14 protein-coding genes are annotated in these 14,516 nt (G+C 43.5%); 8 read left to right on the top strand and 6 right to left on the bottom strand.

Features of this window, described 5'->3' with window-relative positions:
• Nucleotides 1-78: 78 nt before the first annotated feature.
• From C5I45_RS00325 to C5I45_RS00305, 5 genes are all read right to left on the bottom strand, one after another.
• Nucleotides 79-642 (bottom strand): protein kinase family protein, encoded by a 564-nt coding sequence (locus C5I45_RS00325; protein ID WP_032858248.1) that lies wholly within the window; start codon nt 640-642, stop codon nt 79-81.
• Between the two features lie 140 nt (nt 643-782).
• The gene (gene rplI / locus C5I45_RS00320; protein ID WP_004393063.1) at nt 783-1,232 is read right to left on the bottom strand and encodes a 50S ribosomal protein L9; all 450 of its coding nucleotides are present in this window, start codon (nt 1,230-1,232) and stop codon (nt 783-785) included.
• A complete protein-coding gene (locus C5I45_RS00315; RefSeq protein WP_014306180.1) occupies nt 1,229-3,208 on the bottom strand; it encodes a DHH family phosphoesterase in 1,980 nt (659 codons plus the stop codon). Before C5I45_RS00315 ends, rplI begins: the two co-directional genes overlap by 4 nt.
• Before the next feature lie 30 nt (nt 3,209-3,238).
• Entirely contained in the window at nt 3,239-4,174 is a 936-nt protein-coding gene (locus tag C5I45_RS00310; protein ID WP_014306181.1) for a YybS family protein, read from the bottom strand.
• Between the two features lie 243 nt (nt 4,175-4,417).
• Nucleotides 4,418-4,570, bottom strand: a complete 153-nt coding sequence (locus C5I45_RS00305) for a hypothetical protein (RefSeq protein WP_004393059.1) — start codon at nt 4,568-4,570, stop codon at nt 4,418-4,420.
• A gap of 133 nt (nt 4,571-4,703) precedes the next feature.
• Here C5I45_RS00305 and C5I45_RS00300 point away from each other — a divergent pair, with 133 nt between their 5' ends.
• Nucleotides 4,704-5,189 (top strand): spore coat protein, encoded by a 486-nt coding sequence (locus C5I45_RS00300; RefSeq protein WP_004393056.1) that lies wholly within the window; start codon nt 4,704-4,706, stop codon nt 5,187-5,189.
• A 36-nt stretch (nt 5,190-5,225) separates the two neighbouring features.
• Here C5I45_RS00300 and C5I45_RS00295 read toward each other — a convergent pair whose 3' ends face one another.
• Nucleotides 5,226-5,597 carry a winged helix-turn-helix transcriptional regulator gene (locus tag C5I45_RS00295; RefSeq protein ID WP_004393054.1) on the bottom strand — a complete coding sequence of 124 codons (372 nt, stop codon included), beginning with the start codon at nt 5,595-5,597 and terminating at the stop codon, nt 5,226-5,228.
• Nucleotides 5,598-5,803: 206 nt separating this feature from the next.
• On the opposite strand from C5I45_RS00295, the gene C5I45_RS00290 reads away from it, so the two are divergent.
• The 7 genes from C5I45_RS00290 (at nt 5,804) to C5I45_RS00260 (ending at nt 14,445) form a co-directional block, all read left to right on the top strand.
• Entirely contained in the window at nt 5,804-6,733 is a 930-nt protein-coding gene (locus C5I45_RS00290; RefSeq protein ID WP_004393053.1) for a manganese-dependent inorganic pyrophosphatase, read from the top strand.
• A 704-nt stretch (nt 6,734-7,437) separates the two neighbouring features.
• Nucleotides 7,438-7,869, top strand: a complete 432-nt coding sequence (locus C5I45_RS00285) for a hypothetical protein (protein WP_025854049.1) — start codon at nt 7,438-7,440, stop codon at nt 7,867-7,869.
• 107 nt (nt 7,870-7,976) lie between these two features.
• Nucleotides 7,977-9,209 carry a DUF5068 domain-containing protein gene (locus C5I45_RS00280; protein WP_071543394.1) on the top strand — a complete coding sequence of 411 codons (1,233 nt, stop codon included), beginning with the start codon at nt 7,977-7,979 and terminating at the stop codon, nt 9,207-9,209.
• A gap of 186 nt (nt 9,210-9,395) precedes the next feature.
• Entirely contained in the window at nt 9,396-10,313 is a 918-nt protein-coding gene (locus tag C5I45_RS00275; protein WP_279574546.1) for an EamA family transporter, read from the top strand.
• Between the two features lie 347 nt (nt 10,314-10,660).
• On the top strand, nt 10,661-12,082 hold the full coding sequence (locus tag C5I45_RS00270) for a glycoside hydrolase family 68 protein (protein ID WP_014306184.1): 1,422 nt from the start codon (nt 10,661-10,663) through the stop codon (nt 12,080-12,082).
• A gap of 61 nt (nt 12,083-12,143) precedes the next feature.
• Complete coding sequence (locus C5I45_RS00265; RefSeq protein ID WP_107994577.1) at nt 12,144-13,703, top strand: glycoside hydrolase family 32 protein; 1,560 nt, start codon at nt 12,144-12,146, stop codon at nt 13,701-13,703.
• A 79-nt stretch (nt 13,704-13,782) separates the two neighbouring features.
• Complete coding sequence (locus C5I45_RS00260) at nt 13,783-14,445, top strand: GntR family transcriptional regulator (RefSeq protein ID WP_014306186.1); 663 nt, start codon at nt 13,783-13,785, stop codon at nt 14,443-14,445.
• Nucleotides 14,446-14,516: the final 71 nt, after the last annotated feature.

Raw genomic sequence — 14,516 nt, 5'->3', positions numbered from 1 at the left:
ACTCCACCAAACAAATGTTACAAATATCATATGACGACCCTAAAAAAAGGAAACTTACATGTGCGGATTTTCAGAAACTTACATGTGCGGCTGCCATTCCAGGTAACGTGACGGATTTAATTTTTTTATAGTATTCAAAAACTCATCCGCCAAGCCGTATTTGTCCAGTCCTTTTAATAGTTTTACGGGAAACCGGGTAATAGCGGAAAAAGCTCTTTTATGGTCGATGACTTTAAGATTTCCGTGTTCATTGATCAGAATGTGCCTGATTTCGGCATCCCATCTGGTAAAACCGATTCTTTTTAATTCATCCAGCATATTTAAAATATCAGCAGTCAGTTTGACGGACAGGGATTTTTCTTTTCTGATATGGCGGGCAAGAGAGGTGCCTTGGACGTATTCCATCACAATATAACGATCTCCGTATTCATACAGTCTTGGAATCACCGGGGAACCTTGTCCGGTCTTTAAAGCCGCCAATTCCTTCTTGCATGTCCCTTTTTCAAAGAAGTATTTTATGCATTTGTTGTGTGTTAAGCGGTAGACTTCCCCGTCTTTTCCGTCTCCGATCAGCGGATAATGCTCCAGCGCCTTTTTATTCTCCGGATTATTAAAATATGTTTCAGAAAAAAATCGTTTCATACCGACACATCCTTCGTTATGATGTAATATAATATGCAATCTGGTAACGATCGGAAATGAAACAATCTCATCATTTTCTTGCGCTGCGCCGTCTGCTGCATGAAAAAAACCCGCCGGATCGGCGGGTTTTTCATTGTGTATTACGCTTCTTCTTTTACGTGAACCTTCAGCACAGCCTGAACTTCAGGGTGCAGCTTTACAGGAACGTTTGTATATCCCAGTGTGCGGATACCGTCTTGGAGCTCCAGTTTCCGTTTATCCACTTTAATCTTATGCGTTTTTTGCAGCGCTTCTGCAATCTGCTTGCTTGTGACAGACCCGAACAGGCGGCCGCCTTCACCGGATTTGGCACTCAGCTCAACAGTCAGCTGTTCAAGCGTTTCTTTCAAATCTTTCGCTCTTTCAAGCTCGGCAATCGCTTCTTTTTTCTCTTTTTCTTTCTGTCCTTTCAATGCGCTGATGTTTGTCGCATTTGCTTCGACAGCGAGGCCTTTTTTAATGAGAAAGTTATGTGCATAACCGTCTGCTACGTTTTTCATTTCGCCTTTTTTTCCTTTACCTTTTACATCTTGTAAGAAAATAACCTTCATCTCTGAACGCCTCCCTCAAAATATTCATCAATGGCTTCCTTCAGCCGGACGAGCGCTTCTGATACAGAAATGCCCGATAACTGGGTTGCCGCATTGGTTAAATGCCCTCCGCCATCCAGCGCCTCCATAATAATCTGCACATTGACCTCGCCCAGCGATCTCGCACTGATGCACACCGTATGCTCATCCCGTCTGGCTACCGCAAATGAAGCTTCCACTTCACTCATCGATAAGAGGGAATCAGCCGCCTGCGCAATCAGCACCTGGTCAAAGTACTCCTCTTCGTTCTCAGGAAGAGAAGCAATCGCGATATGTTCTTTATAAAGAGCTGTATGCTGGATCAGTTTCGCCCGCTTGATATAAGAACCGACGGATTCTTTGAGAACTTTCTGCACCAGAACCGTATCTGCGCCTTTCGCTCTCAAATAAGAAGCGGCGTCGAACGTCCGCGAGCCCGTGCGAAGGGAAAAACTCTTCGTATCCACTATTATACCAGCTAACAGGGCCGTCGCTTCAATCATATTGATTTTGAGCCGCTTCGGCTGGTATTCAAGCAGCTCCGTCACGAGTTCTGCGGTGGATGAAGCGTATGGCTCCATATAAACGAGCAGCGGGTCTTTAATAAATTCCTCGCCTCTGCGGTGGTGGTCAATCACAACGATGTGCTCGATTTTGTTCATGAGACGCTCTTCCATCACAAGGGACGGTTTATGTGTATCAACGACGACAAGCAGCGTGTCGTCATTTGAAATCTCCATCGCCTCTTCCGGCGTGATGAACCGCGACCACAGCTCTTCATATTTTTTAATTTCTTCAATCAGGCGCTGAACGCTTGATCCGATCTGGTTCGGATCAATGACGATGTAGCCTTCTTTGCCGTTGGCCTGCGCCACCTTCAATATTCCGATTGCGGCTCCGACTGCGTCCATATCAGGAAATTTGTGCCCCATGATAATGACATTGCTGCTTTCTGAGACAATCTCCTTGAGCGCGTGAGAAATCACCCGGGCGCGCACCCTTGTGCGTTTCTCCATCGGATTTGTTTTGCCGCCGTAAAATTTCACCTTGCCGTTCGGCATTTTGATCGCCACTTGGTCGCCTCCGCGGCCGAGAGCCAAATCGAGACTGGACTGCGCCAGATCTCCAAGCTCCTTCAAGGAAGAAACCGATGCGCCGATCCCGATGCTGAGAGTCAAAGATACAGTGTGAACGGATGTTTTTTCACGGATTTCATCCAAAATCGAAAATTTCGCGTTTTCAAGCTCCGTTAAAATGTGTTCATTTAACACCGCGATAAACCGCTCCGAGGACGTCCGTTTCAGGAAAATGCCGTACTCCTGCGCCCACGCATTTAATAATGAGGTGACCTGGCTGTTCATCGTGCTTCTCGTTTGGTCATCCAGCCCCTGTGTGACGTCATCATAGTTATCTAAAAAGATATATGCCAGCACGGTTCTCTCATTTTCGTACTGCTTTTCAATCTGAATCTGTTCTGTCACATCAAAGAAATAGAGCAGCCGCTCATCTCTTTTAATCACTACTTTAAACTTCCGCTCATTCAAGGTGATCGTTTCCGAATCGACCTCCTGCTTGATCAGCGGCACGACGGCCTCGCATGTGTCATACAGCGAGCGCCCGACGAGCGTACTTTCATTAAAACAGGAAGACAAAAACGGATTCGCCCACTCAATGTAATATTGATCATTAAACAGCATAATCCCGATAGGCATTTCCATTAATGCCTCTTCGCCTACTTTTTTCAATCTATACGATAACGTGGAGATATAATCGTCAATTTCTTTTCTGATCAGAGAATCCGCACGCTTAATGAAAAACAGGATCACGGCGAGCAGCACAACGCCGATGGCTCCTATCAGCCAGTTAAAGTAAATGCTGATGAGGATTATGATGATTGACAATGCAATCAATGCATAGATGGGATACCGAAACAACGGTTTTTCATAAAAACTAGGCATTTCTATCAACTCCCCACCTGTAAGTCACACTCAATTTCGCGTCACCTTATTTCTTATGTTAAAGCCTATGTCAATGATGCCTAAGAGGAGATACACGGACAAGATGAGCGGAAAAAGCACACCCAGCACAATTGCTAAAACAGGAACGGCTTTCGGCATCTCCATTTCGCGGCAATAGAAAAAAATAAACGCTAACCCTTGAATACAAATCAGCAAGCTGAGAATAAATCCCCCATTCAATGAAACCGAATACAGCATATGCCCTTTTTCTAAAGGCAGAAACCCTAATATCGTCACAATAAAATACAGAATGACAACGCTTTGCGGGAGTTTGAGCTCTCTAAAAGGCTTCATCTTCGGAAGATCAGGGGAAAATCGCCGTAAAAGCGGCCTTGCCATAGCATAACTGAGGAAAGAAAAAACGATGCCGGTCAATACGAGCACTGTCGGAAAAAGATATTGAACCGTGCTCAGCTGACTTTCCATCAGCTTGATCTGCTTCCCGAACTGATCTCCGTAACCGAGCTGCTTTGACATGGTTTCTGCTAAAGACATCGACTCCCGAAGCTGGGACATGGTGGTATCGATCACATTCATATTAAGAAACACGATGCTGACCACAAAAAAAACGACGCCGCACAGCACATACGCCATAGCGCCGGCAGCAACCGCATAGCCGGGCTGTTTCTTTTTAAAATAATATCCCATGGCGATTCCCGTACAGGCCGCCATAAAAGCGCCTGTAAGCCCGGTAAACGAACCTACAATAAAGCTGACAGGAAGGCTGGCAAGCCCCATCCAAACCCCGGGCTTCAGACCGTGCCGAATGGTGTAAAGAATGATCGGCAGCGGCAAAGCAAAGAGAAGAATTGCCCCCAGTAAAGGGAGGTACACGACCAAAAGGGAAATGATTGCAAAAATACTGATCAAAATGGCGCCTTCTATTAGAGCCCTTGTATTTTTCACTTACTCACCTCAAACCTTGTATCATTCGAACATACGAATAGAAAAGAGCAGCTTAGACGACTGCTCTTTTGACGCCGCAATGTCTCTTTCAAGACCTGAATTTTCCATAAACTCTCCAAAATACACGTATATATTTTAACATAAGTCGAAATCGCAAGTAAAATGAGCGCGGACAGCCGTAATGTTCCATGTGAAACATGAAAACAGACAAACGGACATCCCCGTGAAAGAATGCCCGTTGTATCAGTGATCCTGATCATCCATGAAACCAGAAGTATCTCTGTTTTTCTTTTTGGTTTTTCGTACATATAACAAGACGATAACGATAAGTAAGAGAGTGGTCGCCTGTAAAACCCCGCTGCTGAAAAGGAAGAAGTTCTTTATCATGTCCCACATATAGTTTCACCTCTATTTCGTATTTCCTTTACATTGAGTTTCCCTTTCTGGAAACTTCAAAACATCAGGAACAACATCGGGACCGGGGCATATGCTGAAAGTGAAAATGAAGGATAAAGGAGATTCTTACACTATGACCGAGCGGAGAACATTAGCATGGCATGAAACGTTAGAACTGCATGAGTTAGTGGCTTTCCAGGCAAACGGACTTGTGAAATTAAAAAGAACAGAGCGGGACGTAAGCGATGCCAGATTAAAACAGCTTTACCGATTTTCCATCCATTCGCTGGAACAAAATCTGCGTGAACTGCTTCCTTTCTTCCCTGAAGCTCCCGCTTTTCGTGAGGATGAAACAGAAGAGCGCGCTGATTCCGCGTTTTACAGCGGCGGCCTGCTGAGCATGGCCAAAACGTCTGTGCGCAATTACGCCGGAGCCATTACAGAGACGGCCACACCCCAATTAAGACACGTTTTCGTCAAGCACTTAAACGCGGCCATCAAGTGGCATCAAATGGTCTTTGAGTATATGGAAGAACGCGGTCAATATCCGGCTTACAACCTGAGCGAATTGCTGAAGAATGATGTGCGCAACGCCAGAAAAGCCATCGCGATGAAATAAAAAAAAGCAGCAAGGAATTTAATCCTTTGCTGCTTCTTATTTTTGAGCGGACTGATCTTGAGGCGACGTTTTTTCCCGGTATGTCTCGAGAAACTCCCGGTTGGCATCTCCCCATTTCTTCATTTGCAAAACGATCGGTTCCAGCGACCTGCCGAATTCGGTAAGAGAATACTCCACCTTTGGAGGCACCTGCTGATATACCTCGCGATGCACGATGCCGTCCGCCTCAAGCTCGCGAAGCTGAAGCGTCAGCATACGCTGCGTAATGCTGGGGCAAATGCGCCGAAACTCATTAAACCGCTTTTTTCCGCCGATCATATGATAAAACAAAATACCCTTCCACTTTCCGCCGATAACGGAAAGCGTCAGTTCAACCGGACAACCTTCTTTATTCGGATATATGTTCATTTTTCATCCTCCATAGTACCTTTTTTGATACTATATGCTGATTAGCATCTGACTTACCCAGTATTTTACTCGCAATCCTCCTCACCGCTCAACAAAAATGCTTCTTTTTCACATCAATTTTTAAGGTTTTGAAGATTACACCCTCCGCAAGACGTGTTAAACTATAAAAAGATTGTTTACACTACAAAAAAGGACAAGGAGTTATTATGGAAAAAATTCTTATTTTCGGACATCAAAACCCAGACACAGATACCATTTGCTCTGCCATTGCCTACGCTGATCTAAAAAATAAACTCGGCTTCAATGCTGAGCCCGTCCGCCTTGGACAAGTCAACGGCGAAACACAATACGCGCTTGATTATTTCAAGCAGGAAAGCCCGCGTTTGGTGGAAACAGCCGCAAACGAAGTAAACGGCGTCATCCTTGTTGACCACAATGAACGCCAGCAAAGCATCAAAGATATCGAAGACGTTCAGGTTCTTGAAGTGATCGACCACCACCGTATCGCCAACTTCGAAACAGCGGAACCTCTTTACTACCGTGCTGAGCCGGTCGGCTGTACGGCTACGATCTTAAACAAAATGTACAAAGAAAATAACGTGAAAATCGAGAAAGAAATTGCGGGCCTCATGCTGTCAGCAATCATTTCCGACTCTCTGTTATTTAAATCTCCGACTTGCACGGAGCAAGATATCGCAGCGGCAAAAGAGCTTGCTGAAATTGCCGGCGTAGATGCGGAAGAGTACGGCTTAAACATGCTGAAAGCGGGCGCCGACTTAAGCAAAAAAACTGTGGAAGAACTGATTTCTCTTGATGCGAAAGAGTTCACGCTCGGCAGCAAAAAAGTCGAAATCGCCCAAGTCAACACAGTTGATATTGAAGATGTCAAAAAGCGGCAGCCGGAATTAGAAGCGGCTCTTTCAAAAGTAATTGCCGAGAAGAACCTTGACCTCTTCCTTCTCGTGATTACGGATATTCTGGAAAACGATTCCCTTGCGCTTGCCATCGGTGATCAAGCGTCAAAAGTGGAAAAAGCATTCAACGTGACGTTAGAAAACAACACGGCCCTTTTAAAAGGCGTCGTATCCAGAAAGAAACAAGTCGTTCCTGTTTTAACAGACGCGATTGCAGAATAACCAAAACACCCCGGCAACCAGCCGGGGTGTTTTTTTACGGTCTTTTTTTGTAAGCGCTCACCCATCACATTTTGATATGTAGTATATCAAGAGTGAGGCGTTTGTTTTTCTAAGAATTGCCCCCTAGCCATATCTTTAGGGTGTTTTCATTTAAAGCAATAAATAGCGCTATGGAGCAGAAGGGAACTTAGAAAAGTACCGCTGTTCTGAATGCTGTGGAGTGACCGGATCTCATAGACAACAGCCTTTTTTTAAGGATAGAGTCTAAGATAATAGTTTGGAAGGACTAATATTGGAGAAACCTCTAAACGTGCTCAGATTCGTTTCTGAGCGGTTTAAAAAGCAAACATGATTAAATAACAGAACGGTAATTCGACAGCAAATACAAGAGAAAAAGCCTTTTTCTAGATTTATCCAGGAGAATTCTATAATTGATCCGCAATAACGCAGCATTTTTTCCTTAACACCCTGATTAGACCAATATAACCACATACCAGAGATGAAGGTTCAAATTTAACGACTGTTAACCTATGGCGAAATGCAAAAACAGACTTAAAGAAACGAGTCTTTTGTCATTTTCCGTCCGAAAATACGTAAATATCTCCAAATTTTAGTATTTTAGTCGGATGTAAAATCTTCTGATTACTATTATTATATTTAAAGTGATGATTAATGAACCATATTGACATAGGAGGTATTACTTAATGAAGAAGAAGTTAATTATGATATTAGCCGCTTTGGTTATTGCATTGACAAGCTTTACAGCCGTTGACCTTGCGAATAACAAAGCACAAGCTAAAGACTGGAAAAAAACAGGTGGACTTTGGACTGAATACTGGCATTCAGGTTCTTTTAAAAATTACACATATACTCCAGTATTCCATCCATATTATAAAGGCAAAGTGTCTGGTTTCTTAACAGCTAATGGATCAGGAAGTGGAAAAATCCAAGCTGTTCTTCAACAGAAGACAAGTAAAGGTTGGAAAAATGTAAAAACATTTTACGCTAAGAAAAAAGGGAAAACGAGTATGTATTATAACAAGGCATCAAAAAGCTACTCTGCGAGTTATAGATTCAAACTTACCAACACGGGCACTAAGAAAACTGTAAATTATAAATTTATGTCCATGTATTAAGATCATTTTGATGACCGGATAAGATTTTTTAACCTTGATTATTATAGTTTGAGCTACTGATCCGAACAGTAGCTTTTTATTTTAATTATCATAGGAGGATTATGAAATTGAAGAAAAAAATGGGGGTAATTTCTGTTCTTTCAACTGCATTATTACTATCTGCTTGCAGTAATCATGATGACGGTTCAACAAAGAAAGCTGAGAAAAAAGTCGAAACAACATCACAATCTGAATCAAAGAGTAAAGAAAATAATGCCTCTTTTACAGATAAAACATCTTCGGAGTCTGCAAAGAATGGTGTTTTGAATTCTTATATTGCAGATTCAACTAAAGGGCAAGCAGATGTCATTTTCAATAACGCAAATCCGAAAATCGATCTGAACTTCGATGGATTTAAATTCAAGGTATCTCACTATCAAGTGGTTCATGTGAAGAATGCTGAAAACGAGCCGTACAGTTTTGACGGAGATAAAGAAGGATATGTAATAACACTTAAAGCCACTGTAGAAAACCAGACAGGCGGCAAGGCTTATTTCAACAATCCGGCAGTTCAGGGGAAAGATGAATACAATACTAAACAACCGGACGTCAGTTTAGTTGATGAAACAGACAGGGTAAAGCCTAAAAAAGATGGTACGCCAAGTAATCCAGCATACTACGATAAAGGGGAATCTAAAACTGGATTCATTCAATATGAATTATCGAAAGAAAAATATGAAATTCTTGTTAAAGAAAAATCAAAACTGGTAGTCTCTAATGCTTCTAAAGATTCTATGATGAGAGAACACTTGGGAGAAAAACAAATCGTTGATTTTCCTTTATCAGATGCTTCCGCTAAAAAACAAAAAAGTGATAACAAGTTCTTTGATGATCAGATTGTTACCAAAAACATTGCTGAAAAAACGTTACTGGAACAGAAAAATGAAATTAACGAGAAACAGTCTCAGAATAATATTGAGCTTACATTGACAGGCGTACAATTTACAAAATTAGATCCAACTGATTCATTCAAAAACTCTTTCAGAGGTTTCGGCAATGAAGACATTGTTGCAGTTACAGTCAAGATGACAGTCAAAAACGGATCAAGTGATTCATTACCAATCAATCAATTTAGTGCATTTTTAGATACTGATGCTATGCATTATTTTAACCAAGGTTCGTTAGAGAGCGATTCTGGGGATGTTAAGAGCGGGCAAAGAGGCGATAAATATTTAGTATTCTTGCTTAAGAAGTCAGAATTTGAAAAGAATAAAAACTTCAAACTGAAGATTAGACATATCGAGGGTAATAGTGGGGATGCATTGAAAGATCACGAACTATCCTTCAATATAAAACGCTGAAACAAAAAAACACCCCGGCAACCAGCCGGGGTGTTTTTTTTCTGCTCTTTCATCAGACGGCCGTTTTGTAAGCGCTTACTCTAAAATTATTTTGACGCCTATTAATATACAATATATAATATATCACATGTAAGGCGTTCTTTTTTCTAATTATTGTAAGTTGCTATCACAACATCAGAATCGGGGGTGTCTATCCTGGAAAAACACGCTGCTCTTTCTTATTCACGAACAACAGGCATTTGGCTTGTGCTTACAGGAGCTATCTTATGGGGGGTCTCAGGAACGGTTGCCCAGTATCTGTTCCAGCACCGCCATTTTAATACAGAATGGCTGACTTCGGTGCGCCTTCTGGTGTCAGGGGCGCTTCTGCTCGGAATCGCGTACCGCAAAGAAAAAGGACGGATATGGGCTGTTTGGAAAGACAGACAGGACAGAATTCCCCTTCTTTTATTCGGGATTTTCGGAATGTTAGGTGTTCAATACACCTACTTCGCGGCAATTGAGCATGGCAACGCGGCAACAGCTACCGTTCTTCAGTATTTAGGGCCGGCGATCATTACATGCTTTTTAGCGATTCGCGCAAAGAGAATTCCTTCAGGAAAAGAGCTGCTCGCCGTCTTATTGGCGGTTGCCGGCACATTCATTTTGGTCACGCACGGGAATGTCGGAAGCCTGTCCATATCCGGTCTGGCCGTCTTTTGGGGAATCAGTTCGGCGTTTGCACTGGCGTTTTACACCCTTCAGCCGCATCGTCTGCTGAAAAAATGGGGATCCGCCATTGTTGTAGGATGGGGCATGCTGATCGGCGGAGCCGCCCTCAGCTTGATCCGCCCGCCCTGGACATTTGAAGGCGAGTGGTCCTTTCCTGCATATGCCGCGATTGTGTTTATCATCATTTTCGGAACGCTCATCGCTTTTTATTGCTACTTGGAAAGCCTGAAATATCTGAGTGCCTCTGAAACCAGCCTGCTCGCCTGTGCAGAGCCGCTGTCGGCAGCTTTTTTAGCTGTTATCTGGCTGCATGTTCCCTTCGGAATATCAGAATGGCTGGGTACTTTGCTGATTTTAGCCACTATCGCTTTATTATCTATCAAGAAAAAATAACCTCTCTTTTTTAGAGAGGTTTTTTCCTAGGCCCAGAGCACCCCTTAGTCTCAATTACCCATATATTAAAAGGCCTTTTTTCATTTTACTATCATCCAAAAGAGGAAAATAGACCAGTTGTCAATAGAATCAGAGTCTAATAGAATGATGTCGACAAGTAAATCATGCAGGATTGTTACTGATAAAGCAGGCAAGACCTAAAATGTGTTAAGGGCAAAGTGTATTCTTTGGCGTCACCCCATACATATTTTAGGTCTTTTTTTCTGTAACAAACCTGTCATCCATGAATGCAGGAGGATCGAATCGGCAGATCGCAAAAAAAGGTACATACAAAAGGAGACATGAACATGAACATCAAAAAATTTGCAAAACGAGCCACAGTTCTAACTTTTACGACTGCACTTCTGGCAGGGGGAGCGACTCAAGCCTTCGCGAAAGAAAATACCCAAAAACCTTACAAAGAAACGTACGGCGTCTCTCATATCACACGCCATGATATGCTGCAGATCCCTAAACAGCAGCAAAGTGAAAAATACCAAGTGCCTCAATTCGACCCATCAACAATTAAAAATATCGAGTCCGCGAAAGGACTGGATGTGTGGGACAGCTGGCCGCTCCAAAACGCTGACGGAACAGTAGCTGAATACAACGGCTATCACGTCGTGTTTGCTCTTGCCGGAAGCCCGAAAGACGCTGATGACACATCCATCTACATGTTTTATCAAAAAGTCGGCGACAACTCGATCGACAGCTGGAAAAACGCGGGCCGTGTCTTTAAAGACAGCGATAAGTTCGACGCCAACGATGAAATCCTGAAAGAACAGACACAAGAATGGTCCGGTTCTGCAACCTTTACATCTGACGGAAAAATCCGTTTATTCTACACTGACTTTTCCGGTAAACATTACGGCAAACAAAGCCTGACAACGGCGCAGGTAAATGTGTCAAAATCTGATGACACGCTCAAGATCAACGGAGTGGAAGATCATAAAACGATTTTTGACGGCGACGGAAAAACATATCAAAACGTTCAGCAGTTTATCGATGAAGGGAACTATACATCCGGCGACAACCATACGCTGAGAGACCCTCACTACGTTGAAGACAAAGGACATAAATACCTTGTATTCGAAGCCAACACGGGAACAGAAAACGGATACCAAGGCGAAGAATCTTTATTTAACAAAGCGTACTACGGCGGCAGCACAAACTTCTTCCGTAAAGAAAGTCAGAAGCTTCAGCAAAGCGCTAAAAAACGCGATGCTGAATTAGCGAACGGCGCCCTCGGTATGGTAGAGTTAAACGATGATTACACATTGAAAAAAGTCATGAAGCCGCTGATCACTTCAAACACGGTAACTGATGAAATCGAGCGCGCGAATGTTTTCAAAATGAACGGCAAATGGTACCTGTTCACTGATTCACGCGGTTCAAAAATGACGATCGACGGTATTAACTCAAACGATATTTACATGCTTGGTTATGTATCAAACTCTTTAACAGGTCCTTACAAGCCGCTGAACAAAACTGGTCTTGTCCTGCAAATGGGTCTTGATCCTAACGATGTAACGTTCACTTACTCTCACTTCGCAGTGCCGCAAGCCAAAGGCAACAATGTCGTGATCACAAGCTACATGACAAACAGAGGCTTCTTTGAGGATAAAAAGGCGACATTTGCGCCAAGCTTCTTAATGAACATCAAAGGCAAGAAAACATCCGTTGTTAAAAACAGCATCCTTGAACAAGGACAGCTTACGGTTAACAACTAATAACAACAAAAAGAAAATGCCGATACTTCATTGGCATTTTCTTTTATTTCTCAATAAGATGGTGAATTCAATCATGGCACGAAAATGGCCCGTTGTAATATTGATCTTTTTGGGTGCGTTCCTGTTTGTCGGCTTACTGCCGAACAAAAACCACAATTCCTCTGACACAAACAACACGGAGCATAAGAAGGATTACCGGGCGGCGTATCATTTTACGACTCCGGACAAATGGAAAAACGACCCTCAAAAGCCCATTTTTTTCGAGGGAAAATATCATTACTACTATCTTTATAATCGGGATTACCCGAACGGCAACGGCACAGAATGGCGGCACGCCGTATCAGAGGACTTGGTGCACTGGACGGACGAAGGCACGGCTATTCCGAAATACACCAACGAAAACGGCGATATCTGGTCCGGTTCTGTCGTCATTGATAAACACAACACCGCGGGCTTCGGCAAAAACGCGCTGGTCGCCGTCACAACGCAGCCGACAGCCAAAACAAAAGCCCAGGAACAATATTTATGGTACAGCACGGATAAAGGAAAAACGTTTACTTCCTATAGTGATCAGCCCGTTATGAAAAACCCGGGAACTAAGGATTTCCGGGACCCGAAAGTGATCTGGGATGAACAGGATGACAAATGGGTGATGGCCATGGCCGAAGGAGAAAAAATCGGTTTTTATGAATCACCCGATTTAAAAAATTGGAAATACACGGGCGGTTTTATCACTCAGCAGATCGGCCTCATCGAATGCCCCGACCTTTATATGATGCGTGCAGATGACGGCACAGCCAAGTGGGTTCTGGGCGCAAGCGCAAACGGCAAACCCGCAGGCAAACCGAATACGTACGCGTATTGGACCGGAAACTTTGACGGGAAGGAATTTACCGCCGATCAAGAAGAACCGCAATGGCTTGATTACGGCTTTGACTGGTACGGCGGCGTCACATTTGAAGACGGTAATAGCGAAGATCCGCTGACAAAACGCTATGCGCTGGCATGGATGAACAATTGGGATTATCCGAATGAAACACCGACACTAAAAAACGGCTTTAACGGCACGGATTCTATCGTCCGTGAAATCCGTCTTCAGCAGCAGGACGGCGGCACATACAGCCTTGTGTCAGAGCCGATTAAAGCATTGAACCAATTAACTTCTTCAACTGACAGCATAGAACACAAACAGGTGAACGGTTCAGAGACACTGCCGATCAAAGGTGATACATATCAGCTTGATATGGATATCGCTTGGTCAGATATCAAAAATGCAGGCGTCAGACTCAGAGAATCAGCAGACCAAAGCCGGCATATTGATGTCGGTATTTCAGCAGAAGACGGCTGTGCCTATGTGAACAGATCGTTTACAGACCAGCCTGATAAAACCGGCGCATACGTCGAAAGCAAAGCTCCATTTGACGGAAACAAAGGGCGCGTCCATCTGAAAATTCTCGTGGATAAAACCAGTATTGAAGTATTTGCAGACGACGGAAAAACCGTTTTGACAAATGAAGTGTTCCCAAAACACGAAGATCAGGGAATCACGCTCTTTTCTGAAGGCGGCTCCGCTGACTTTCAGCATATTGAGATGAAGCATCTCGGTTCGATTCATTCTTAGACGTCCCTCTTCATTTCTAACCGGCGCCCGGACTGTGGTAAAATGTAAATATGTATACTACGATTCATGAGGTGTTCCATTGGATAATCAAAACAAAGAACCTGTGCTGAAAAGAACCATCATGCGGGACGAAGTGTATCGCACACTCAGAAACTGGATCATAACGGGCAAGCTCAAACCGGAAACAAAGTTAAAGGACAAGGATTTGTCGGAAACATTGGGAATCAGCCGCACCCCGATACGGGAAGCCTTATTGCGGCTGGAAGATGACGGCTTGGTGATAACAAAAGCGAACAGATGGACGCTTGTCGCTCCGATTGAGTTAAAAGAAGCGGAAAACTTGTATTCCATCGTCTGGACGCTTGAGAAACTCGCATTGCAGCAAGCCCTCCCGCGTATGGACGATGCCGTGATTCAAGAATTGAAACAGCTGAATGAAAATCTTCTTCAAACGATGAAAGACGGCGATAAAATGGCCGTTCTGGAAGCGGATAATGCTTTTCACCATCGCATCATTCTGCTTGCGGACAACGCTGAACTTCACAAATTGCTAGTAAGCCTGAAAGTCAAAATTCAGAGACTGGAAATCCGCTATTTCAGTGAAAACGGCGCTTTAAACAGATCATATAATGAACACTCTGATATCATTCACGCATTAGAACAGCAAGATGCCGCCGCTGCTTTTACAGCGCTTGAAGCGAATTGGAAAAACAGTTTAGAACGGCTGCAAAACATGGCATAGCAAACGAAAAAGCCAAATCACTCATATGATTTGGCTTTTTTACGGATATCACAAGACAGCCGCGTTGGCTG

The sequence above is a fragment of the Bacillus sp. ZY-1-1 genome, assembly GCF_003047165.1.
In the GTDB taxonomy this organism is placed as follows: Bacteria; Bacillota; Bacilli; order Bacillales; family Bacillaceae; genus Bacillus; species Bacillus velezensis.
The sequence above is the reverse complement of the archived record's forward strand: the minus strand, read 5'-3'. Positions and strand labels throughout refer to the sequence as shown.